The organism is Rhodococcus aetherivorans (assembly GCF_011058165.1).
Taxonomy (GTDB): Bacteria; Actinomycetota; Actinomycetes; order Mycobacteriales; family Mycobacteriaceae; genus Rhodococcus; species Rhodococcus aetherivorans.
In genome coordinates this window covers 1-22,694 of the sequence record NZ_JAALEG010000030.1, presented here as the reverse complement: position 1 = coordinate 22,694, position 22,694 = coordinate 1, and the positions used below count along the sequence as shown (strand labels likewise).

General features: G+C 69.9%; 21 protein-coding genes. 13 read left to right on the top strand and 8 right to left on the bottom strand.

Translation table 11 applies throughout. The features are described from left to right. Nucleotides 1-95 precede the first annotated feature (95 nt). Entirely contained in the window at nt 96-1,250 is a 1,155-nt protein-coding gene (gene corA, locus G6039_RS14010; RefSeq protein ID WP_006931706.1) for a magnesium/cobalt transporter CorA, read from the top strand. Nucleotides 1,251-1,272: 22 nt separating this feature from the next. On the opposite strand, the gene lppU is transcribed toward corA, so the two are convergent. Then, on the bottom strand, nt 1,273-1,881 hold the full coding sequence (gene lppU, locus G6039_RS14005; protein WP_006931708.1) for an LppU family putative lipoprotein: 609 nt from the start codon (nt 1,879-1,881) through the stop codon (nt 1,273-1,275). Between the two features lie 101 nt (nt 1,882-1,982). On the opposite strand from lppU, the gene G6039_RS14000 reads away from it, so the two are divergent. The 11 genes from G6039_RS14000 (at nt 1,983) to G6039_RS13950 (ending at nt 13,689) form a co-directional block, all read left to right on the top strand. Beyond that, nucleotides 1,983-3,050, top strand: a complete 1,068-nt coding sequence (locus G6039_RS14000) for an ATP-dependent DNA ligase (RefSeq protein WP_006931710.1) — start codon at nt 1,983-1,985, stop codon at nt 3,048-3,050. Nucleotides 3,051-3,056: 6 nt separating this feature from the next. Further along, a complete protein-coding gene (locus tag G6039_RS13995) occupies nt 3,057-4,109 on the top strand; it encodes a DNA polymerase domain-containing protein (protein ID WP_006931712.1) in 1,053 nt (350 codons plus the stop codon). Between the two features lie 130 nt (nt 4,110-4,239). After that, nucleotides 4,240-4,767 carry a DUF6764 family protein gene (locus G6039_RS13990; protein WP_006931715.1) on the top strand — a complete coding sequence of 176 codons (528 nt, stop codon included), beginning with the start codon at nt 4,240-4,242 and terminating at the stop codon, nt 4,765-4,767. A gap of 82 nt (nt 4,768-4,849) precedes the next feature. Continuing rightward, a complete protein-coding gene (locus G6039_RS13985; protein ID WP_043802930.1) occupies nt 4,850-6,058 on the top strand; it encodes a serine hydrolase domain-containing protein in 1,209 nt (402 codons plus the stop codon). Between the two features lie 65 nt (nt 6,059-6,123). After that, nucleotides 6,124-6,339 carry a dodecin gene (locus tag G6039_RS13980; protein WP_006931721.1) on the top strand — a complete coding sequence of 72 codons (216 nt, stop codon included), beginning with the start codon at nt 6,124-6,126 and terminating at the stop codon, nt 6,337-6,339. 129 nt (nt 6,340-6,468) lie between these two features. After that, complete coding sequence (locus G6039_RS13975; protein ID WP_043802933.1) at nt 6,469-8,148, top strand: FAD-dependent oxidoreductase; 1,680 nt, start codon at nt 6,469-6,471, stop codon at nt 8,146-8,148. Between the two features lie 145 nt (nt 8,149-8,293). Next, entirely contained in the window at nt 8,294-9,214 is a 921-nt protein-coding gene (locus tag G6039_RS13970) for a L,D-transpeptidase (RefSeq protein WP_029546319.1), read from the top strand. A 113-nt stretch (nt 9,215-9,327) separates the two neighbouring features. Then, nucleotides 9,328-10,377: a carbohydrate ABC transporter permease gene (locus tag G6039_RS13965; RefSeq protein ID WP_043802936.1), complete on the top strand. Its 1,050-nt coding sequence runs from the start codon at nt 9,328-9,330 to the stop codon at nt 10,375-10,377. Then, entirely contained in the window at nt 10,374-11,261 is an 888-nt protein-coding gene (locus tag G6039_RS13960; RefSeq protein ID WP_006931729.1) for a carbohydrate ABC transporter permease, read from the top strand. Before G6039_RS13965 ends, G6039_RS13960 begins: the two co-directional genes overlap by 4 nt. A gap of 20 nt (nt 11,262-11,281) precedes the next feature. Further along, on the top strand, nt 11,282-12,598 hold the full coding sequence (locus G6039_RS13955) for an ABC transporter substrate-binding protein (protein ID WP_006931730.1): 1,317 nt from the start codon (nt 11,282-11,284) through the stop codon (nt 12,596-12,598). An 8-nt stretch (nt 12,599-12,606) separates the two neighbouring features. Beyond that, on the top strand, nt 12,607-13,689 hold the full coding sequence (locus G6039_RS13950; RefSeq protein WP_043802940.1) for an ABC transporter ATP-binding protein: 1,083 nt from the start codon (nt 12,607-12,609) through the stop codon (nt 13,687-13,689). Between the two features lie 91 nt (nt 13,690-13,780). Here G6039_RS13950 and G6039_RS13945 read toward each other — a convergent pair whose 3' ends face one another. The 7 genes from G6039_RS13945 to G6039_RS13920 all read right to left on the bottom strand — a co-directional run bounded on the left by G6039_RS13945 (nt 13,781) and on the right by G6039_RS13920 (nt 22,130). Then, nucleotides 13,781-15,094: a serine/threonine-protein kinase gene (locus G6039_RS13945; RefSeq protein ID WP_152103868.1), complete on the bottom strand. Its 1,314-nt coding sequence runs from the start codon at nt 15,092-15,094 to the stop codon at nt 13,781-13,783. Between the two features lie 243 nt (nt 15,095-15,337). Continuing rightward, on the bottom strand, nt 15,338-16,825 hold the full coding sequence (locus tag G6039_RS13940) for a flavin-containing monooxygenase (RefSeq protein ID WP_043802803.1): 1,488 nt from the start codon (nt 16,823-16,825) through the stop codon (nt 15,338-15,340). A gap of 236 nt (nt 16,826-17,061) precedes the next feature. Beyond that, nucleotides 17,062-17,535 (bottom strand): STAS domain-containing protein, encoded by a 474-nt coding sequence (locus tag G6039_RS13935; protein WP_006931741.1) that lies wholly within the window; start codon nt 17,533-17,535, stop codon nt 17,062-17,064. Nucleotides 17,536-17,717: 182 nt separating this feature from the next. Continuing rightward, nucleotides 17,718-18,944 (bottom strand): glycosyltransferase, encoded by a 1,227-nt coding sequence (locus G6039_RS13930; RefSeq protein ID WP_043802800.1) that lies wholly within the window; start codon nt 18,942-18,944, stop codon nt 17,718-17,720. Beyond that, nucleotides 18,941-19,129, bottom strand: coding sequence for a hypothetical protein (locus G6039_RS30275; protein ID WP_139310913.1), 189 nt, complete (start codon nt 19,127-19,129; stop codon nt 18,941-18,943). The genes G6039_RS13930 and G6039_RS30275 overlap by 4 nt, the downstream gene beginning before the upstream one ends. Nucleotides 19,130-19,451: 322 nt before the next feature. Further along, nucleotides 19,452-20,639 (bottom strand): flavin reductase family protein, encoded by a 1,188-nt coding sequence (locus tag G6039_RS13925; protein ID WP_043802798.1) that lies wholly within the window; start codon nt 20,637-20,639, stop codon nt 19,452-19,454. A 60-nt stretch (nt 20,640-20,699) separates the two neighbouring features. After that, nucleotides 20,700-22,130 carry an MFS transporter gene (locus G6039_RS13920; RefSeq protein WP_043802795.1) on the bottom strand — a complete coding sequence of 477 codons (1,431 nt, stop codon included), beginning with the start codon at nt 22,128-22,130 and terminating at the stop codon, nt 20,700-20,702. Between the two features lie 165 nt (nt 22,131-22,295). On the opposite strand from G6039_RS13920, the gene G6039_RS13915 reads away from it, so the two are divergent. Continuing rightward, on the top strand, nt 22,296-22,694 hold a 399-nt coding region (locus tag G6039_RS13915), incomplete at its 3' end, for an amidase family protein (RefSeq protein WP_241258784.1).

Below are 22,694 nucleotides of genomic sequence, written 5' to 3'. Positions count from 1 at the left end.
CGTCCTTTCGGTGCGCGACGGTTGCCGTCGCGTGTACGTCCCACGGCGAATGCCCTCGCCGTCGTCCCCCGTGCCCCCCGAAAGGCCGTGCCGACATGCTGCCGAACCGTTCCGTCCGTGCCCTGCTGCCGCGTCGCTCCGCGGCGGCGACCGCCGACCCGTCCGCCGGGTTCGGTGCGTCCCTGCACCCCGCCGTCGCGTCGAGTCCCGGCCGTGACGCCGCGGGGGCGGAGAGCAGCATCGTCGACAGCGCGGTCTACCGTGACGGCCGCCGCGTCGCGTCGCCGGCGACGCTCGCGCAAGCCCTCGACTGCCTGCCCGAGCCCGGCTCGATGGCGTGGATCGGGATGTACCGGCCCACCGACGCTCAACTCAACGCCGCCGCAGAGCAATTCGGGCTGCACGAACTCGCGGTCGAGGATGCCATCGTCGCGCATCAGCGCCCGAAGCTCGAGCGGTACGGCGACACGCTGTTCGTCGTGCTGCGGGCCGCCCGCTACGTCGACGAATCCGAGCGGGTCGACTTCGGTGAGGTGCACGTCTTCGTCGGCCCGACGTTCGTGCTGACCGTCCGGCACAGCGAATCGCCCGACCTGTCGGCGGTGCGGGACCGGATGGAGAGCGAGCCGGATCTGCTGCGGCTCGGCCCCGAGGCGGTGCTCTACGCGATCCTCGACGCCGTCGTCGACGGGTACGCGCCGGTCGTCGCGGGCCTGCAGAACGACATCGACGAGATCGAGACCGAGGTGTTCAGCGGCGATCCGCGGGTCTCGCGCCGCATCTACGAACTGTCCCGTGAGGTCATCGAGTTCCAGCGGGCGGCCAAGCCGCTGCTCACCGTGCTGTCCGGTCTGTCGTCGGGATTCGCCAAGTACCGCACCGACGACGAACTGCAGCGCTACCTGCGGGACGTCACCGACCACGCGACGACGGTCGTCGAGCAGGTCGACAGCTTCCGTCAGCTGCTCGGCAACATCCTCACGGTCAACGCGACGCTGGTCTCACAGATGCAGAACGAGGAGATGCGCAATCTCAGCCGGGCGAGCATCGAGCAGAACGAGGAGATCAAGCGGATCTCGGCGTGGGCGGCGATTCTGTTCGCGCCCACGCTGATCGGCACGGTCTACGGGATGAATTTCGACACCATGCCGGAATTGCATTGGGCCGCAGGATATCCCATGGCTCTACTGATGATGGTCATGACGTGCGCGGGGCTCTACGCGATCTTCCGCCGCCGCGGCTGGTTGTAGCCGGCCGCGGCGGACGGCGACCTCAGAGTGTGTCGGTGCAGACCACGAAACGACGCTCGCTGTAGACGAATCCGCCTTCGGAGACGGAGCAGTCGTTCACGTTGTCGGTGTTCTGCAGGATCTCGGTGACCTTCTCCGTCTCGGGGCCGGGCGCGGCGCAGTCGACGCGTTGCGGGTCCTCACCGGAGATGTCCATGCAGCTGTCCACCACCCAGTCGACGTCGAGGCACAGGGCGCCCACCTCGACACCGGCGGAGGATTCGTAGTAGGTCTGGTCGGCGTCCGAGACACACTGCTCGCTGGAGTCGACGATGTCGATCACCTTGTAGTTCGAGTCCATGCTGCCGCAGGTCGCGTTCTCGATGGTCGCGTCGTCGACGGTGCCGCCGAGGCGCACGCAGTCGCCGATCTCGACGTCGATGTCCAGGCCGGAGGAGCCGGGGGACGTCGGTGCCGTGGTAGTGGTCGGACGGCCGGTGGTGGTCCGGGTATCCGATGCACTCGCCGACGTGGTCTCGGACCCGGACTCGGGCACCGCCCGGGGCTCGACGTCCGATCCGCACGCGCCGAGTACCAGAGCCGCCGCGGCCAGCGCGACGGCGGTGCCGCTCACCCGTCGAATGAAGTTCATGGGGGGAGAGCGTACGGAATGTCCGCCTCGGGCGGGAAACGTAGGGTGATTTCTCGCAAATCCGGCGGGCACGAGTCGGCTCGGGGTGCGACCATGGGCCGGTGCAGCTGCCCGTCGCTCCGCCGATCGCACCGATGCTCGCCAAGGCCGTGTCCGAGGTCCCGGCTCAGCCCGCCGACGGCGACCCCGAGTGGTCGTACGAGCCGAAATGGGACGGCTTCCGCGCCGTCGTGTTCCGCGACGGCGACGAGGTGGTGTTCGCCTCGCGCGGCGGCAAGGACCTCGTGCGGTACTTCCCGGAACTGGCGGCGGCGGTGCGGGCCGAGTTGCCCGCCCGGTGCGTCGTCGACGGGGAGATCGTGGTGCCGCGCCCGCGCGACGGCCGGATCCGGCTCGACTGGCAGGCGCTGTCCGAGCGAATCCACCCGGCGGCGAGCCGCATCGCGTTGCTCGCCGAGCAGACCCCCGCGCAGTTCGTCGGCTTCGATCTGCTCGCGATCGGTGACGAGAACCTGATGGAGGCGCCGTTCGCGCGGCGCAGGGAGCGGCTGCGGGCGGTGGTCGGCGGCGGCCCCAGCTGCCACGTCACGGCCGCCACCCGCGACGCGGACACCGCCGGCCGGTGGTTCGCCGAGTTCGAGGGTGCCGGTCTCGACGGGGTCGTCGCCAAGCGTCTCGACGGGCCCTATGTGCCGGACAAGCGGGAGATGCTCAAGGTCAAGCACGCCCGCACCGCCGACTGCGTGCTCATCGGCTACCGGCCGCACAAGAGCATCGACGGGGTCGGGTCCCTGCTGCTGGGCCTGTACGACGGCGGCGACGAACCGGTGATGGTGGGCGGTGCGTCGGCGTTCACCGTCGAACAGCGCAAGGAGCTGCTCGCCGAACTCGCACCGCTGCGGGTCGGCGCCGACGTCGTCGCCGAGGGGGAGCCGAGCCGGTGGCGGACGGCGGTGGACCGCCGATGGATACCGCTGCGGCCGGAGCGGGTCCTGGAGGTGGCCTACGACCAGATGGAGGGCAACGCCGAGACCGGCCTGCGGTTCCGGCACGCGGCGCGGTTCCTGCGGTGGCGACCGGACCGCGAGCCGCGCAGCTGCACCTTCGAGCAGTTGGACGTGCCGGTGCGGTACGACCTCGGCGACGTCCTCGACCGGACAGGAGTGTGACCTCCGGTGCCCGATGCGAAGCGTTCTCCCGCCGTGGAACTGGACGTCGGCGGCGTGCCCGTCCGCCTGTCCAACCCCGACAAGGTGTACTTCCCCCGGCTCGGAGAGGCCGGCACCAAGCGCCGCCTCGTCGAGTACTACCGGACCGTCGCGACGGCCGGCTCGGCGCCGCTGCTGCAGGCGCTGCGGGAGCGGCCGACACATCTGCAGCGGTTCCCCGACGGGATCGAGGGCGAGGAGATCTACCAGAAGCGGGTGCCTGCCCGCCGGCCCGACCACGTCGCGACGTGCGAGGTGACGTTTCCGTCCGGCCGCACCGCCGACGTGCTGCGGGTGCGCAGCGCGGCGGACGTCGTGTGGGCGGCGAACCTGGGCACCGTGACGTTCCACCCGTGGGCGGTGCGCTGCGGGGACGTCGACCGCCCGGACGAGTTGCGCATCGATCTCGACCCGCAGCCGGGGACCGCGTTCGACGACGCCCGCGCGGTCGCGCTCGAGGTGCTGCGACCGCTGCTCGACGAGCTGGGTCTGGTCGGTTTCCCGAAGACGTCGGGCGGCCGCGGCCTGCACGTGTACGTCCGCATCGTCCCGGAGTGGGACTTCGTCGGCGTGCGCCGCGCCGGGATCGCCCTGATGCGGGAGGTGGAACGCCGCAGCGGCGGCCGGGCCACCACCGCGTGGTGGAAGGAGGAGCGCGGGCAGCGCATCTTCCTCGACTTCAACCAGAACGCCCGGGACAAGACGATCGCGTCGGCATATTCGGTGCGGCGCACCCCGATCGCGACGGTGTCGACACCCCTGACGTGGGACGAACTCGTCGACGCCGACCCGGACGATCTCACGATCGCGACCGTGCCGGGCCTGCTCGAGCGCCGCGGCGATCCGATGGCCGCGATGGACGAGACCGCGCAGGCGCTCGACGTGCTGCTCGAGATGGCCGAGCGGGACGCCGCCGCGGGCCTCGGCGACCTGCCCTACCCGCCGACCCATCCGAAGATGCCGGGCGAGCCGAAGCGGGTGCAGCCGTCCCGCGACACCGACCGCAAGCGGCCCGGCTAGGGATTCACCGGGGCGGTGACCTCTCGTGACCGCATCGATGCCCGCCGACCCGGTGAACCGGTGCGCGTCTCCGTAGACTCCCCCTGGGGGATTCGGTTTGCGGGGGACGAGGCCGGAGGAGGCAGTCACCGTGTCGGTGGTAGCGGATGCGCGGAAGTCGGTTCGGGTTCTCGGTGGTGGGGCCGTGGTGGCGGCGGCCGTCGGGGCCGCACTCGTCGCGGCGCCGTCCGCGCAGGCGGTGACGTGTGCGGCGCCCCCGGGTTCGGCGGCCTCGGTCACCCAGCTCGACGGGCGGACCGCGTGCGGCGCGGTCGCGGACGCACCGAGCGGCGCGTGGGCCCACGGCGACGGCGGAGTCGGCTTCGCCGACGCGCGCACCGGGGCGCGGGTGCTCGCGGCCGGGCTCTCGGGGGGTGCCGGGGCGGGCGAGGCCCGCGGCGGTTCTCTCGCCACGCTCGGTTTCGGTGAGGACGCGCTGGCCCTGGGCATCGTCGAGGAGCCCGCGACCGCGCTCGTCGTGGCCGGCCCGCAGTCCCAGGCCTTCATCGGCGACCTGCGCGACCCGGTGCTGTGCGAGGGGTCCGCCGCGACCGCCGTCAACCTCACCACCGGCCGTGGGTGCGTCGTGCTGGGGACGTTCCGGTACGTCACGCCCTGACCGGGAGCCTGCGGAAAACCCGTTCGGGACCGGACGCTGCGACGTAACCTGGCGGCACGATGTCGACTGGGAGGTACCACGGATGACAGCCCGACCGGTGCGGGGCGCGGCAGCGGTACAGGAACCGCCGCCGACCGAGATGCACGTCGACCGGCGATTCCTGCCGCTCGCGGATCGCTTCTTCGACCTGTACCGGCTGCCCCGGCACGGGGGCGGGGCCCTCGCCGCCTACCTGGACGGCGAGAAGGTGCTCGACATCTGGGCGGGCTGGGCCACCCGCGACCGGCGGTGGAACCGCGACACGGTCTCGCTGTCCTTCTCCACCGGCAAGGGCGTGGCGTCCACCGTGGTGCACCGGCTCGCCGACCGCGGCCTGATCGACTACTTCGCCCCCGTCGCGCGGTACTGGCCGGAGTTCGCGGCGGCCGGCAAGGAGGACGTCACCGTCGCGGACGTGCTCACCCACCGGGCCGGACTGCACCGGGTGCGCAACCTGCGGCCCGGCCGGATGGGCATCGTCGACTACGACGCCACGGTGCGTGCGCTGGCCGCGGCCCCACCCGACCCGCGCCGGCTGGAAGGCCCGGGATACCACGCCGTCACGTACGGCTGGCTCGTCGCGGAGATCGTGCAGCGCGTGACCGGGTCGCCGTTCGTCGACGTCGTCCGGCAGGAGATTGCCGAACCCCTGGGTACCCCCGAATTCTGGTTCCGGGTGCCGGAGGAGCAGCGGCACCGCATCGCCAAGCTGTTCCCGCGGATCAATCCCGCCGGCCTGCACTGGGGGATGACCGCCTCGGTGCTGTCCCGGGTGAGCCTCACCCGGGGCCTCGCGGAGGCCGCGATGCCGGAGGAGTTCGACGAGCTGGTGCGCGATCCCGCGGTGCACGACGCGGTGATGCCCGGCTGGAACGGGGTGTTCTCGGCGCGCGCCCTGGCGCGGATGTACGGGGCGATCGCCGCGGGCGGCACGATCGACGGCGTGCAGTTCCTGCACCCGGAAACCATCGAGGCCATGAGCGAGGTCCAGGTGCGCGGCCGCGACTACGTGCTCGGGGTCCCGATGGCGTGGCGGCTCGGCTACCACCAGCCGGTGTTCGTCAGCCGGGAGCGGCCGCGCGGGGCGCTCGGCCACTACGGGGTCGGCGGTTCCGGCGCCTTCGCCGACCTCGACACCGGACTGTCGCTCGCGTTCACGACGAACCGCCTGGGCAGCGGTCCGATCGCGCTGGGCGATCTGCGCCTCGCGCGGCTCGGCGCGCTGGCGCGCGACCTGGCCCGCCGCGCCTGAGGAAGGTGCCGCGGCGCCTACCCCCACGATTGTTCGAAGCAGTTCGAAACGGAGGGAGCGACACTGTGAGCCACGTGTACCGGGTGATCGAGGTGGTGGGTTCGTCGACGGACAGCGTCGACGACGCGATCAAGCAGGCCGTCGCGCGCGCGGCGGAGACCACGCGCCACCTCGAGTGGTTCGAGGTGATGAACGTCAGGGGCCACATCGACGACGGGGCCGTCGCGCACATCCAGGTGACCGTGAAGATCGGCTTCCGCATCGAGCCGACCGACGGCTGACGCGTCCGGTCCGGTGGCGGGGGACACGCCGGGAGAGCAGGGGCGGCGAACCGGATCTCGACCGGAATTGGAACACGTTATAGTCTGAGTGGGTCGTCGAACCCCCGGCACTTCAGGCAGGTATCCACCGTGGTTTACGTGATCACCCAGGCGTGTTGTAACGATGCCTCGTGCGTCGAGGTCTGCCCCGTCAACTGCATCCATCCCACGCCCGACGAGGCGCCGTTCGCCACCACCGAGATGCTCTACATCGACCCGGACACCTGCATCGACTGCGGCGCGTGCGTGGACGAATGCCCGGTGGACGCGATCTACGCCGACAACGAGCTGCCCGCCGCGCACGAGCCCTATCTGAAGATCGCCGAGGACTACTACCGGCGATACCCGATCGGACCGGACTGGCCCGAGGAACGCGACCGCACCAAGATTCCCGCCGAGCTCGGCACCCTGCGGGTGGCGATCGTCGGCTCGGGGCCGGCGGCCTGCTACGCCGCGCTGGAGCTGACCGGCCGGGCCCGCGTCGAGGTCGACATCTTCGACCGCCTGCCCACCCCGTACGGCCTCGTCCGCGCAGGTGTCGCCCCGGACCATCAGAGCACCAAGGCCGTCGGTGAGCTGTTCCGTAGTGCCCTCGGCCACAAGAAGAGCCAGTGCTGGTTCAACGTCGAGGTGGGCACCCACATCAGCCACGAGGAACTGCTCGCGCACCACCACGCGGTGCTCTACGCCGTCGGCGCCGCCGGGGACCGGCGCCTGGACGTGCCCGGCGAGGACCTGCCCGGTTCGCACGCGGCCACCGAGTTCGTCGCCTGGTACAACGGACACCCCGACTACGCCGACCGCACCTTCGACCTGTCCGGCGAACGCGCGGTGATCGTCGGCAACGGCAACGTCGCCCTCGACGTGGCGCGGGCGCTGGTCATGGACCCGGACGAGCTGGCGAAGACCGACATGGCCGACCACGCCGTCGCCGCCCTGCGCGAGTCGAACATCCGCGAGGTCGTCGTCGTGGGACGCCGCGGACCCGCCCAGGCCGCCTACACCAACCCGGAACTGCTGGCCCTCGGTCAGCTCGCGGGCGTCGACATCGTCGTCGACCCGGCCGAGGCCGAACTCGACCCGGCCGGCCGCGCCCTCGTCGACGACCCCACCGCCGAACCGCGGATCGTGCTGAAGGTCGAACAGGTCCAGGCCTTCGCCCAGCGGCGCCCCACCGAGGGCAACAAGCGGATCGTGCTGCGCTTCCTCGCCGCCCCCGTCGAGCTGAGCGGTGACGGCCGGGTCGAATCGATCACCCTCGAACGCACCGAACTGGTCGAGGCGAACGGCCGGCTCGAGGCGCACCGCACCGGGCAGACCGAGACCCTGGCCACCGGCCTGGTCCTGCGTTCTGTCGGCTACCGCGGGGCCCCCGTCGCCGACCTGCCGTTCGACGACCAGCGCGGCATCCTCCCCAACGAGGAGGGCCGGGTCGTGGACCCGGAGACGAACGAGCCGCTGCCCGGCGTGTACACCGCCGGCTGGATCAAGCGCGGACCCACCGGCGTCATCGGCACCAACAAGCAGTGCTCCGCCCAGACCGTCGAGCACCTGGTCCAGGATTTCGTGGCCGGCCGGCTCGTCGCACCCGTCGCCGACCGGGAGAAGCTCGCGGCGCTGGTCTCCGAGCGCCGGCCGGAGTACGTCGACTACCGGGGCTGGCAGCAGATCGACAAGCAGGAACGCGCCCGGGGCGGTGCCGCGGGTCGCTCTCGCGTGAAGTTCGTCGCTGTCGCCGATCTCCTTGCCGCCTCTCGAATCGAGTCCTGACCTGGGCGCGAGCCCGCGAGGGGTGGTCCGGGCGGGCATGGTCGAATTGCCCGCTTGCGGGGGAGCTGTGTCTAATGGGTTCGCCAAGTCGTCGCTGTCGGGGCGGACGTGGGTGCGACGGCACGAACGAACGATGGGTTGTCGAATGTTCGAGAAGAAGGGTCGGCCGAGCAGTCGTGGCCGCGCCGGTCGCTGGTCCGGCCGTGTCGCCACCGCGCTGGTGGGGGCCGGCGCCGCCATGCTCACCATGACGGGACCCGCCGCCGCGGTACCCCTGTGGCCGGGCGGGCCCGAACTGCCGAGCGTGCAGGAACTCGTCGAGAGGCTTCCGGGCGGCTCGAACTCCGTCGCACCCACGCCGCCGCCGTTCTCGGCCCCGTCGATCAACCCGTCGAACGGTGAGACGGTCGGCGTGGCCCAGCCGATCATCATCCGCTTCGACGAGAACGTCACCGATCGCGCGGCCGCCGAGCGCGCCATCACCGTCACGTCGAACCCGCCGGTGTCCGGGCACTTCTACTGGGCCTCGGACCGGCAGGTGCGGTGGCGGCCGTTCGAGTTCTGGCCGGCCCACACCCAGGTCACCGTGAACGCCGGGGGCACGCAGTCGTCGTACACCGTCGGCGACGCGCTGATCACCGTCGCGGACGACAACACCAAGACCATCACCGTCACCCGCAACGGCGAGGTCGTCAAGACCATGCCGACGTCGTTCGGCAAGCCCGGCTACGAGACGCCCAACGGCACCTACATCGTCGGCGAGAAGTTCCGCGACATGTACATGGACTCGTCCACGTACGGCGTTCCGGTCGACTCGCCCGAGGGATACCGCACCTACGTCGAGTACGCGACCCGCATCTCCAACAGCGGCATCTTCGTGCATGCGGCGCCGTGGTCCGAGTGGGCGCAGGGCAACACCAACGTCAGCCACGGGTGCCTGAACGTGAGCACCGAGGACGGTCGCTGGTTCTTCGAGAACGCCCAGAAGGGCGACCCGGTGATCGTGCAGAACACCGGTGGCGGCACCCTCAACGGCTGGGACGGCCTCGGCGACTGGAACCTCTAGCCGGACAACGGTCGACGCCGGCGAGCACCTGGTGACCTTCCGGGTGGCGAGAGTACTCGCCGGCGCCAGACCGGCGTAACCTCCGGTTCGCCCGCGGCAGGCACACTGCCGCAGTGCGCTCGAGTCCGGAAAGAGTATTGCCCCAACCCGATCGGGGGCTGTCGCGACGCCCATGGGGCGACTACGCGCTGTTCGCCACGCTGATCGGACCGAATCTCGCGCTGCTGATCCTGTTCACGTACCGGCCGCTCGTCGACAACATCCGCCTCTCGTTCTTCGAGTGGAACATCTCGAGCCCCACCGCCACGTTCGTCGGATTCGGCAACTACCGCGAGTGGTTCGGCCGCGCCGACACCTGGCAGATCGTCGGCAACACCGTCGTGTTCACCGTCGCCACCGTCGCGGGATCCATGCTGCTCGGTCTGGCGCTGGCGCTGTTGCTGGACCGTAAACTCCTGGGCCGCAACCTCGTCCGCTCCGCACTCTTCGCGCCGTTCGTCATCTCCGGCGCCGCGGTGGGCGTGGCGTTCCAGTTCGTGTTCGACCCGAACTTCGGCCTCGTCCAGGACCTGCTGGACAGGGTCGGGATCGGCGCCCCGGACTTCTACCAGGATCCGGCCTGGGCGCTGGTGATGGTCACCCTCACCTACCTGTGGAAGAACCTCGGCTACACCTTCGTCATCTATCTCGCCGCCCTGCAGGGCCTGCGCCCCGAACTCTCCGAGGCCGCCGCGATCGACGGCGTCTCGTCGTGGACCGCCTTCCGGCGCGTACTCCTGCCGCAGCTGCGGCCCACCACCTACTTCTTGTCGATCACCGTGCTGCTCAATTCGTTCCAGGTCTTCGACATCATCAACGTGATGACCCGGGGCGGACCGCTCGGCACCGGAACCACCACGATGGTCTACCAGGTCTACAACGAGTCCTTCCGCAACTTCCGGGCCGGCTACGGCGCCACCGTCGCGACCGTCATGTTCCTCGTACTGCTGGCGGTCACGGTGTACCAGGTGCGTCTCATGGACCGCGACGACCGGCCGCGCCCCGTCCGCGGCCCCCGTCTTCGCCGTCGCGGGCGCGGGCGCGGGGCCGAATGTGACACGCGTTCGGTCCCATCGACGGAATGTGACATCCGGCCGGTGGCGCGCAAGGAGATCGTGGGATGACGGCGCTTCTGGACCGCCGGATCGTACGTGCGGAGCCGGCGGCGGCAGAGCCGTACCGGCGTCGGGAGCGCGCGATCCGTGTGCTCGCCTACGCCGCGATGGTCGTCGCACTGCTCGTCGTGGCGCTGCCGCTGTACTGGATCGTGGTGACGTCGTTCAAGCAGCGGCCCGACATCTACACGCTGCCGGTCACCTGGTGGCCCAGCATGTTCCATCCCCAGAACTACACGGAGGCCGTCACCTCGGTGCCGTTCGGCACGTTCCTGCGGAACTCGCTGATCATCACCACGGTGCTGTCGAGCGTGAAGTTCGTCCTCGGCATCCTGAGCGCCTACGGTCTGGTGTTCCTGCGGTTCCCCGGCAAGAATCTCGTGTTCGTCGGCATCGTCGCCGCCCTGATGGTGCCGAACCAGATCACGGTCATCTCCAACTACGCGCTGGTGGCGGAATGGGGATGGCGCAACACCTTCCAGGGGATCATCGTGCCGCTCGCGGGCATCGCGTTCGGAACGTTCCTGCTGCGCAACCACTTCCTGTCCATCCCCGCCGAGATCATCGAGGCGGCACGGATGGACGGCGCCGGACACGTCCGTCTGCTGTGGCGGGTCGTGCTGCCCGTGTCCGGCCCGACCCTGGTCGCGTTCGCGCTCATCACCGTGGTCAACGAGTGGAACGAATACCTGTGGCCGTTCCTCATGGCCGACGACGCGTCGGTGGCCCCGCTGCCGATCGGACTGACCCAGTTGCAGAACAACGACGGCGTCACCAACTGGGGTCCGGTGATGGCCGGCACGGTGCTGGCCATGCTGCCGATCCTCGTGGTCTTCCTTGCGCTGCAACGACACATGATCAAGGGCCTCACCTCCGGTGCGGTCAAGGGCTGAACTCTTCCAGGAGCAACTTCGTGAACATCGACAGGCGTGGATTTCTGGGACTGACCGGGGTGGTCGCGGCGAGCGCAGCGCTGGCCGCGTGCGCCGGCACCGGCTCGTCCGGGTCGGCGGGCACCTCGGGGTCCGCCTCCGACGCGAACACGATCAAGTTCTGGTCCAACCACCCGGGCAAGTCCCAGGACGTGGAGAAGGAACTCATCGCCCGGTTCCAGGCGAAGTACCCGGATCTGACCGTCGACCTCGTCGACGGCGGCAAGAACTACGAAGAGGTGTCACAGAAGTTCAACGCAGCCCTGTCCGGGGGTGATCTGCCCGACGTTGTGGTCCTGTCGGACGTGTGGTGGTTCAACTACGCGCTCGCCGGCGCGATCACGCCGCTCGACGACCTGTTCACCGAGGTCGGCGTGGATACCGGCGACTACGTCGATTCCCTGCTGGCCGACTACCTCTTCGAGGGCCGCCACTTCGCGCTGCCCTACGCCCGCTCGACCCCGCTGTTCTACTACAACCGCGACGTCTGGCGGCAGGCGGGACTGCCCGACCGCGGGCCCGCCACCTGGCAGGAGTTCTCCGAGTGGGGGCCCGAACTGCAACGCGCCGTCGGCTCAGGCAAGCTGGCGCACGGCTGGGGCAACGCCAAGGACTACCTGGGTTGGACCTTCGAAGGACCGATCTGGACGTTCGGCGGTGCCTACTCCGACGGCTGGCGGCTGCGCTTCGGCGACGCGGAGACGATCGCCGCGGGACAGTTCCTGAAGGACATGATCCACACCGGGAAGTACGCGGGTGTCTCCACGGACATCGCCAACGACTTCTCCGCCGGGATCATCGCGTCCACGATCGCCTCCACCGGCGACCTGTCCGGCATCACGAAGAACGCCGCGTTCGACTTCGGCACCGCGTTCCTGCCGGCCCCCGACGGTACTCCGGGATGTCCCACCGGCGGCGCCGGACTGGCGATCCCCGCGAACATCTCCGACGAGCGAAAGCGCAACGCGCTGAAGTTCATCGACTTCGTCACCAACGGGGAGAACACCGCCTACTTCTCGCAGCGGATCGGCTACATGCCGGTGCGCAAGTCCGCCACCGAGAACCCCGACATGAAGGCGTTCCTCGAGCAGAACCCCAACTCTCGTACCGCCGTCGACCAACTCGCGCGCACTCGCTCGCAGGACTACGCGCGCGTCTTCGTACCCGGCGGCGACCAGATCATCGGCACCGGCCTCGAGCAGATCGCCCTCCAGGGCGCCGACGTGACGACGGCGTTCGGCGACGTCACCCGTCAGCTGCAGCAGATCATCGATCGCCAGATCACCCCGTACCTGTAGGAACAGCCTTGGCAAGCATAGGTTTCCGGACCGTCACCCACCGCTACCCGGGCGTCGAACGGCCGTCGGTGGACCGGCTCGACCTCGACGTCGCGGACGGGGAGTTCCTGGTCCTGGTCGGTCCGTCGGGCTGCGGGAAATCCACGAGCCTGCGGATGCTCGCCGGGCTCGAGGCAGTCGACGACGGCCGCATCGACATCGGCGGAGCCGACGTGACGGGGTTGCCGCCCAAGGCACGCGACGTGGCGATGGTGTTCCAGAACTACGCGCTGTATCCGAACATGACGGTGGCGGAGAACATGGGTTTCGCGTTGCGCAACGCCGGCGTCGGCAAGGCGGAACGGTCGGCGCGGGTGCTCGAAGCCGCGCGGATGCTCGAGCTCGAGCCGCTGCTCGACCGCAAACCGGGCAAGCTCTCGGGCGGGCAGCGGCAGCGCGTGGCGATGGGCCGGGCCATCGTGCGACGGCCCGCGGTGTTCTGCATGGACGAACTGCTGAGCAACCTCGACGCGAAGTTGCGGGTCAGCACACGCTCGCAGATCGCGGGACTGCAACGTCGGCTGGGCACCACGACCGTGTACGTCACCCACGATCAGGTGGAGGCGATGACCATGGGGGATCGGGTGGCCGTCCTCGACGGCGGCCGCCTGCAGCAGGTCGCCGCGCCCCGCGACCTGTACGACAACCCGGTCAACACCTTCGTCGCCGGATTCATCGGGTCGCCCGGCATGAACCTGCTCGACGCGCCCGTCCGCGACGGCGCGGCCGTGCTCGGCAGTCTGCGGGTCGCCGTGCCGGCCGACGTCGATGCCGAGCGGATCGTCGTCGGGGTGCGGCCCGAGGCGTGGACCCCCGTCGGGGCGTGGCGTTCCGGAACCCTGTCGTTGACGGTGGACCTCGTCGAGCAGCTCGGCGCGGAATCGTTCGTCCACGCGACGGCCGCCGAGCCGGCCGACTGGTCGAGCGCGTCGGGCAAGGTCGTGGTGCGGGTGGATCGACGCGTCCCGATCGGTCCGGGCGAGCGGGTGCACCTGCTCCCGCAGGCGGGCGAGGTCTACTTCTTCTCGGCGACGACGGGCGCCCGCCTCTGACCCCCGCCTCGGCGGCCGAATGTCACATGCATTCGATTGAACTGAATGCGTGTGACATTCGGCCCGACGGCGAGCGGACGGTTCACCGGGATCACCCGTCGCCGGTCGGGCCCCGCAGGCTCGCGGGGGCCCAGCACGGCCCGTCCGGTGGCGGGGTGTGCTCGTAGCCGGGGTAGCAGGGCAGTACCTGCGGCGCGGGCGCCGGCGGTGCCGGGGCTGGTGCGGGGGGTGAGCCGGCCGGAAGGCAGGGTCCGTCCGGTAGCGGGGTGTGCTCGTAGCCGGGGTAGCAGGGCAGTACCTGCGGCGCGGGCGCCGGCGGTGGCGGTGCCGGTGCAGGTGGCGGTGCCGGTGCAGGTGGCGATTGCGGTGCGGATCGGGGTGTGGGTGCCGGTGGGGCCGCCTCCCGAAGCGGAGGAGCCTCGGCGGCCGGAGCTTCCGTCCGAGGTGTCGCTGGTTCCGGCGGCACCTCGTCCGCACCTGTCGGGGTGGTCGGTGGCGACGGTGTCGGCGCGGCCGGCCGCGCCGCGATCGGGAGCGGAGCGGGGTCGGCGCCCTCGGACGAGGGCGATATCGCGCCGAGTGCCATGCTGCCGACGACGAAAACGGCGATGATCGCCGCCAGCGCGAGGCCTGCGACCAGGATGCGCCGGCTCCAGTCGACCGGAACGATCGCGGTCGAGGCCCTGTGGGCGGGTCGCTGCGATGTTGCCGCGGTGCGCGCGGCAGCGGCCAGCTCGCCCACCGATCCGTAACGCCGCGCGGGTTCGGCTGCCGTTCCGCGGGCGATCACGTCGACCATACCGGCGGGCAGGGTCGAGAGCACCGACGACGATTGCGGTGGCAACGTCGGTCCGCTCGACGACTGGAAGAGTCGGCCGGTGAGGCATTCGTACAGCACGGTGGTCAGGCCGTAGACGCCCGACGCCGCGCCGGGATGCGGGGGGAACCCCACATCGGTGAGGCAGATCAGCCCATCGTCCTGCACGAGGACGTTCGCCGACGTCACCTCCTGCTCGACCAGTCCGGCCGCGTGCACGGCCGCGAGGGCCGACGCCAGCTGCTCGACGACGTCGACCGCGCGCGGCACCTCCATTGCGCCGGTGGCCCGGAGCATCGCCTGCAGGCTCGTGCCCTGGACGATCGGCGTTGCGAGGAAGAGCCGGCTGCCGATCTGCCCGAAGTCGTGGATCGGGACCACATGCGGGTTCCGGATGCGCGCTGCGATCTCGGCTTCCCGTTCGAAACGAGCGCGGTAGTCGTCGTCCTCGGTCGCCTCCGGCGGCAGCGCCCGCACGGCGACGTGCCGATGCGTGATCGTGTCGAACGCGGCCCACACCTCGCCGGTCGCATCCACCGACAGTGGACGGTCCAGGCGATACCTGCCGAACAGGGCACCAACTTGCATATGTCACTCTCCGCCCCTGGAAATTGCCGCGGTTGCGGAACTGTGCGCCGGGGAGGGGAGGGTCGACCGCCTCCTCCACCGGCAGTCTATGCGGCGGATCCGGATGGTGTCGCGCTCGGCTGGGAACCGCCCACCTACGCTGCTACTTTCGATCGGGCGGGCAGCGAGATTCCTCGCGGATACGCGGACATACGCATCCGCGGAAGCGGGCCCCGGGATGCTCGGAGATTCCGTACGGGGACCTCAGGCGGCCGGCTGCTTCGCTGTCGGGACCGCTGCCCGCGAGAAGCGCATGGCGCCGTCCTCGAGCCCGCCGCGGCGCATCATCACCAGGTCACGGACGTAGTTCTGGAACAGTCGCCACGGAGCCGCGGGTCCCTGCTTGGGGAGCGAATCGATGCTGCGCAGTACGTACCCGGACGCCAGATCGACCAGCGGTGACGCGGCCGTCGTGGAGGCGGGAGCGGTCGGGGTGCAGTAGGCGTACCCGCGCGCGTCCATGTGCCGCAGCAGGCGGCACACGTATCCGGCGACGAGGTCGGCCTTCAATGTCCAGGACGCGTTGGTGTATCCCACGGTGAACGCCAGGTTGGGGACACCGGAGAGCATCATCCCCTTGTACGCCAGCGTCTTTCCCATCTCCACGTCGCGACCGTCGACGCGTACGGCCATCCCGCCGAGCAGGAGCAGGTTCAGCCCCGTCGCGGTGACGACCACGTCGGCCTCGAGTTCCTGCCCCGAGGCGAGCCGGATTCCGTTCTCCGTGAACGTGTCGATCGTGTCGGTCACGACCGTCGCCCGGCCCTCGCGCAGGGCCTTGAACAGGTCGCCGTCGGGAACGAAACACACCCGCTGGTCCCACGGGTCGTACCGCGGCCGGAAATGGACATCCACCTCGTAGTCCGCGGGCAGGTGGCTCAGCACGCCCTTGCGCAGCAGCCTCTTGACCAGAGCCGGCCGGCGCCGGCTCAACTGGAAGAAGGCCATGCTGCCCAGCACGTTGGCCCAGCGGACGATCGGATAGGCGATCTTCGACGGCACCCGGCCGAGCAGCGCACCGGCGACGGGGTCGATCGAAGGCCGTGACATGACGTAGCTCGGGGAGCGCTGCAGCATCGTCACGTGTGCGGCCGACTCCGCGAGCGCCGGGACGAGGGTCACCGCGGTGGCGCCGCTGCCGATGACGACAACGCGCTTGCCGGTGCAGTCCAGGTCCTCGGGCCAGTGCTGCGGATGCACGAGCGTGCCGGTGAACCGTTCGACGCCGGGCAGTTCGGGGGTGAATCCCTCGTCGTAGCGGTAGTAGCCCGAGTTGACGAACAGGAAGCCGCACGTGAGACGAATGCGCTCGCCGGTGTCGGTGCGCTCGGCCGTCACGGTCCAGCGGGCCTCGGGCGTGGACCACTCGGCGCGGACCACACGATGGTGGAACCGGACCTTCTCGTCGAGGCCGCGGGTCCGCGCGGTGCGACGGACGTAGTCGCGGATGGACGGGCCGTCGGCGAAGGTTTCTGGTTCGGTCCAGGGCTGGAACGAGTACCCCAGGGTGAACATGTCGGAGTCGGAGCGGATGCCCGGGTAGCGGAACAGGTCCCAGGTGCCTCCGATGGCGTCGCGCGCCTCGAGGACGGTGTAGCTCTTGTCCGGGCATTCGTCCTGCAGATGGCAGGCCGCGCCGATCCCGGAGAGTCCGGCGCCGACGATCAGGACGTCGACGTGCTCGTCGTGCATCGCGCTTCTCCGTTCCCCGAGGTCTCGGCGACCGAGGTAGGTGACGCAGAACACTATCAACGGGCGGGCGATCGGCCAACGGCCTCGGCGCGGACAGCACACGCCCGCGCACGACGCACCGCACACGGCCGTCCGGAAGGTGTGAAGTCAGCGGCGGCGCCGCAGCGCCCCCTGCAACGCTGCGGTGCCACCGATGCCTGCTGCCAGCACGAACAGCAGCAGGACGACATTGGCGGTCACGGCTGCACCCGCCGTGCCGCGGTCCGGAGGTCGCACCCGCGGTGTGCCGCCTCGAATGCCGGACCGAAGGTGTCGAAGCACGCGATCCGGTCCTCGAATCCCGCGTCCCGTACCGCGCGCCGCACCGCCGCACCGCCGGCGACGGTGATGTTCGCGCCCCGCTCGCGGAGCAGCGACTCGGCCCGCTCGAGCAGTGCCGCGGTGTCGCACTCGACGGCGGTGACCTGCAACAGGTCCAGTACCACGCCTCGACCCCGCACGACGGCCTCGCGCAGGAACGAGTGCAGCACCGGCGCGGCGCCCTCGTCGACGCTCCCTGACACCTGCACCACGACGGGACCGCCCGGCGGTTCGTCGACGTCGATGCAGACCCGGGTCCCGTCGCCGGAGAAGTCGTCGAACAGCGCGGTGTCGAGCAGCGACGACGAATACCGGTGCGGTGCGTCCAGGATGGAGCGCAGATAGACCATGGCTGTTCCTCCGATGATTCCGACTGCTGGAGCAGCGCCCGGTCGGGGGACAGGGGAGCGCAGCAATCGCCTCCATGAGACGAGAACCGGCTGCTTCTCAACCTTGTTCGCAACAGTAACGTCTCGGCCCTGTGCCCGGCGGCCGAATCTGTGAAATTTCCGTGAAGATCCCGGGAGTTCCTTCAGCGCGCTCCGGAGCGCGTGGACCGCACCGCCTGCCGCGGTTCCGGCACGCACCGCTCATAGGTGCGCGCGGCGTCGGCGGCGGACCGGTCCCACGAGTAGCGGGTACTCGCCCGGTCGTGGCCGGCGAGACCGAAGGCGGTGCGCTGGACGTCGTCGGTGAGCAGGCCGTGCAGGGCCGCAGCGACGGCCTCGGATGCGTGCGGGGGCACCAGCGTGCCCGTCACCCCGTCGACGACCGTGTCGAGCAGGCCGCCGACGGCGGTCGCGACGACGGGCCGCCCGCAGGCCATCGCCTCCAGCGGCACGATGCCGAGCGGTTCGTACCAGGGAGTGCACACCACGACGTCCGCCGACCGCAGCAGCGCGGGCATGTCCTTCCGGGGCACGGGCCCGGTCATCCGCACCCGGTCCCGCACACCGTGCTGTTCGGCGACGGCGCGCAGGCGGGCGGCCTCGGCATCGCAGGCAAGGTCGCAGTCCACCGGTCCGCCGGCGATCACCAGTTCCGTGTCGGGGAGCAGGGCCAGGGCCCGGATCGCGACGTCGAAGCCCATGCGCGGCACGAGCGGGCCCACGGTGACGATGCGGTGCCCGGCCCCGCGCGCCCGATCCCCGGGGCCGGTGGGCGTGAAGAGCTCGAGGTTCACGCCGCAGGGCACGACGGACGTGCGGGTGCGGGGCAGACCCAGCGTGGCGAGCTCGAACACCTCTTCCGAGCAGGTGGCGGCCACCCGGCTCGCGCCCAGGGCCAGGAGCCGCTCGACGCGGATCCGGCTCGACGAGCCGGCGTCCGCGCTGCCCTGGTGCCGGCGCTCGACCACGCCCAGGGTGTGGAAGGTCTGCACCGTGGGCACCCGGGCGTTGCGGGCGGCGAGCTGGGTCGCGATGCCCGACATCCAGAAGTGGGCGTGGGCGACGTCGGGCCGGTCCTTCGTCCATGCGCGTTCGAGGAAGGTGCCGAACTCGCCCATCCGCGGGAGGAGTTCGTCCGCCGGCAGGCGGGTGGGTGGCCCGGCGGGGACGTGGACCACCTCGTACCCCTCCTCGGTCCGGGCTCGTTCGGGAAGATCGGGGTCGTCGCGACGGGTGTAGACGGTGACGTCGTGTCCCGCCCGTACCAGCGCCGCCGACAGTTCGGCGACGTGCACGTCCCGGCCGCCGGAGTCTGCGTCGCTCGGGGCCGCGAGGAGGCGTGCGTGCTCGGACACCATCGCAATCTTCATGGCCCTTCCCTCCTGCGGGTTGCCGCGCTCGTCACCTCGTCGATCAGCGCGTACCGCCCGCAGCAGCCCCGCGCCCACGGCCCGCCGTCGAGGAGGGACGGCAACGGGTCCTGGGACCCCTGAACGTGTGAGGGCGTCCACGAGCCGTGGATCTGCCACGGAAGCACGTTCGGTGGGTGCGCCATGGGCACAGGGTTACCGATTCTGCGGCGGGTAAAACCGAGGAGGCGGAATCGTCTCGGACGCACGCGTGCCTCGATCCGGCGGACGGGATCGTCGCACTGCCGGGGGAGCGTCTCGAGTTTGATCGGCGGCTGTGCGGGTAGCGCCCTCGGCCTGACGCGCACAGCCAGGATCCGGGAGCCGTGGAACACACGCACGGGGCAGGCGCACGTCCCACGGCCCGGCGAGCCGTGACCGACCCGGTCGACATGCAAGCTGGCGAAGACCGACCGGTACCCCTCATGGCACCGGATGTCGCGGTGTACCGCGTTCCGCGGGAACGGGTTACCGGTCGAAATCGGTACCGCTCTCGAGGACGCCGACGACCGCCTTGGCCCGAGCGATCCACTCTCGTACCCGCGTCCCGGACACCCGGCGAGGAAGTTGCGCCAATCGCAGCGTGAGCGTGTAGTCACCTTTTCGGTCGCGAACCGGTAGTACGACCGAACCGAGGTCGTACGTTTCCGCACCGTCGAGGTCGTGCAACCGGTAGTCGACCGTCGACCTTACGACGCATTCCCGGATGCTCCGTTCCTGTGCCGGTGTCAGCCTTCCGCTCTCGTACCGGCGGGTGGCGGCGCGCATCTCCTCGTATGCGGCACCGCCCTCCCGGGGCAGGAACGACAGCAGGAACCCGTGTTCGCGGACGAAGTCGAGACGGTCCCGGTAGAGCTGTCTGCCGGACTCCTCGACGCCGCGAGCCTTGGCGATCCACCGCTCCTGATCCTCGGGAGGCAGATCGAAGACGAGTGAATCGCCGATGGGTGGCACGATCGGAACTCGCTGCGCCAGTCCGTTCTCCGGGTCGATTCCGGGAGCCGACGCGGAGAGAACGGTCGCCATCTCGTCATGGCCGACGGCCGTGTAGAGCGTGACTTCGCAACCTATTTCGTTCGCGAGGTCCCTCACGGCCGGCCGCGCGCAGTCCGCATCCTGAATCGCCGACAGAATCCGGTGCTCCATCCGGGCCATCAGCGACGTGCCGACGAAACTTCCGTAACCGCCCTGAAAGAAGATCAGCGGGGCCACCGGGTTGGTGACGGCCATGTCCGCCACAGCGCACAGGACGATCCAATGGTCGCCCGCCTCCACCGTGTCGGTGATGCGGGTGTCGATCCACGCCACCGATTCCGCCAGTACGGGGTCCCCCGACGGGGACGGGAACCAGTCGATCCCGTCGAACTTGTTCTCCCAGCGTCGTGCGACGGTGGCGACCAGTTCCTCCTGCTCGCCGCCGACGATGTTGACGCACAGCGAAGTACACTCCCGCATCTTGGCGAACGTCCTCGACGTCTTCATCGGCATGAAGGAGACGAGGGGCGGATCGAGAGACACCGAACCGAAGGTTCCGACCACCAGGGCGAGCAGTTCCCCGTCGTCCGCGCGGCCGGTCACGACAGCCACACCGGTCGGGTAGTGCCCCATCACTTCCCGGAAGAGCCCCTGGTCGACCGGGGTCGCGAAACCTGTCATGGAGGTCCTCCTGATCTCGGGGACGGTGGGATGGTGCCGGCATGCATCGAGATGCCGGGTTCAGTGCTTGACGTACTTGGACTGCAGTTTCCGGCCGAGGCTCTCGGGCCGCAGGAAGAGGATGCAGAGGAGACCGCCGACGAGAAGGATGATGCCGGTGATGGTGAATGCCTGGTGCACACCGATCGCCATGTTCGTCGCCATTTCGGTGGTCAGTTCGCTTCCTGCAGCGGGAGAGACGTAACCGGCGCGGGCCATCAGCCAGCCCACGAGCGTGGGGGAGACGATGGCACCGATCGACGCCACGCCGCCGAGCGTGGCCATGAGAATCGGTCGCTGCTTGGCGCCGACGGCATAGGCGATCGCAGAGGCGGTCATCGGGTACGCGAGGCTGCAGCCCGCGGCGAGGCACAGGAGGGCGACGGCCAGCACACCGGAGGTCGCCTGGACCAGGATGAAGCAGACTCCGGCCACCAGAGCCGCGATGCCGAACGGGACAGCGATCGCGCGATGCGCGTTGTGGCCGCGCTTCATCAACCGGTGGCCGAGGAAACCGAGCAGCAGCAACACGGCGGCTCCGAGGATCCAGGGAAAGGTGGTGACGGTGCCGACCTGAGGAAGCGACAGGCCGACGACGGTGCCGAGGTACTGGGGCAACCATGTCGTGACGAACCCCTGGACCCAGAAGTTCGAGGCGCCGCCGATCACCGCGGCGAGGAAGGTCATGCTGAGCAGGGCACGCCATACGACGACAGGCTTCTGTTCGTCCACATCGTTCGTGGCCACCTCGTCGGCGGCATCGGCCGGCTTCCGATCGGCGGTGCGGGCGGCGGCGGGGTTCTGCTTGCCGTGCCCGGCAAACGGTCCGTCACCGGCGATCAGGAGCCAGGCGACGACCCACACGAGCCCGACGATGCCGAGGACGCCGAAGGCCCAGCGCCATCCCCAGGCGACGATGACCCAGGCGAGGGCAGGCGCGGCGATGACCGGGCCCAGCGTCGAGCCGGCGGCCACCAGGTTGGACGGCAGGGCGCGACGGCGCGGTTCGAACCACGAATGGGCCGCGGTGAGGGACATCGCCGTGGCGGGACCTTCCGCGCCGCCCAGGACGATGCGGGTCACCAGCAGCACCGCGGCACCGCCACCGAGGAGCATCGGGAACTGCATGACCGCCCAGACGACGCCCATGGTGAGGATGATCCACTTGACCGAGAACCTGGCGGCGAGGAAACCCGTGACCACGGAGACCACCGCGTAGAGGAAGAAGAACGCGCTGCCGATGAAACCGAACTGTACGGCGGAGATTCCGAGATCGGGCATGGCCTTCGAGGCCACCAGGCCGAGTACGGCCTTGTCGGCGAAGGCCACGATCTGGAAGAGGATGAGCAGAGCCGTGATTATCCACGCTTTGCGGTTCATCCTGTGGAAGTCGATCCTCTTCTCCCCGGGTTCCGGGGAGACAGAGACTTCGGGCGCCACGGTCGAAGCCATGAGCAGCCACCTTTCCTAGCGAGCTGCGGATGCGGAATCCGCCAGCGGGTCGACAGTGGTTCAGAAGCTATTTCCATGCGTCCTTACTGCGGTAGGAGGGAAACCTTTACTGTCGGCCCTCGGCTTGTTCGCCCAGAATGGAGGAGTCGAGACCGGAGGAGGAGTATGAGCACGCGCGCGTCGGAGCTGTCTCTGCGGGAGCAGGTCGGGGTGGTCCGGACCGGGTCGGTGCCGGCCGAGGACCTCGCCACGCAGGTCAGACGAGCGATCGAGCTGCGCGAACCGGAACTCGACGCCTGGGTCTGCCTGTCGTCGACGATTGCGGCAGAGGCTCGTGCCGTCGACCGGGACCCCGGCTCTGCGCCTCTGGCCGGTGTGTCCGTCGGAGTCAAGGACCTCATCGACGTAGCCGGGATGCCCACGCGTGCCGGCTCCGCAGTCACCTCTCCGGATGCCGTCGGCACCGATGCTGCCTGCGTGACCCGTCTGCGTTCCCTCGGTGCGATCGTCCAGGGCAAGACCGTGACGACCGAGTTCGGCTACTTCGCCCCCGGCCCCACCCGC

Excerpts from the sequence above, each read along its gene's own strand:
- G6039_RS13925 (WP_043802798.1), bottom strand. The coding sequence starts at position 20,639 with ATGACAGGTTTCGCGACCCCGGTCGACCAGGGGCTCTTCCGGGAAGTG.
- G6039_RS30275 (WP_139310913.1), bottom strand. The coding sequence starts at position 19,129 with ATGGCGCACCCACCGAACGTGCTTCCGTGGCAGATCCACGGCTCGTGG.
- G6039_RS13945 (WP_152103868.1), bottom strand. The coding sequence starts at position 15,094 with ATGCAAGTTGGTGCCCTGTTCGGCAGGTATCGCCTGGACCGTCCACTG.
- G6039_RS13970 (WP_029546319.1), top strand. The coding sequence starts at position 8,294 with ATGTTCGAGAAGAAGGGTCGGCCGAGCAGTCGTGGCCGCGCCGGTCGC.
- G6039_RS13930 (WP_043802800.1), bottom strand. The coding sequence starts at position 18,944 with ATGAAGATTGCGATGGTGTCCGAGCACGCACGCCTCCTCGCGGCCCCG.
- corA (WP_006931706.1), top strand. The coding sequence starts at position 96 with ATGCTGCCGAACCGTTCCGTCCGTGCCCTGCTGCCGCGTCGCTCCGCG.
- G6039_RS13960 (WP_006931729.1), top strand. The coding sequence starts at position 10,374 with ATGACGGCGCTTCTGGACCGCCGGATCGTACGTGCGGAGCCGGCGGCG.
- G6039_RS13940 (WP_043802803.1), bottom strand. The coding sequence starts at position 16,825 with ATGCACGACGAGCACGTCGACGTCCTGATCGTCGGCGCCGGACTCTCC.
- G6039_RS13985 (WP_043802930.1), top strand. The coding sequence starts at position 4,850 with ATGACAGCCCGACCGGTGCGGGGCGCGGCAGCGGTACAGGAACCGCCG.
- G6039_RS13935 (WP_006931741.1), bottom strand. The coding sequence starts at position 17,535 with ATGGTCTATCTGCGCTCCATCCTGGACGCACCGCACCGGTATTCGTCG.
- G6039_RS13920 (WP_043802795.1), bottom strand. The coding sequence starts at position 22,130 with ATGGCTTCGACCGTGGCGCCCGAAGTCTCTGTCTCCCCGGAACCCGGG.
- lppU (WP_006931708.1), bottom strand. The coding sequence starts at position 1,881 with ATGAACTTCATTCGACGGGTGAGCGGCACCGCCGTCGCGCTGGCCGCG.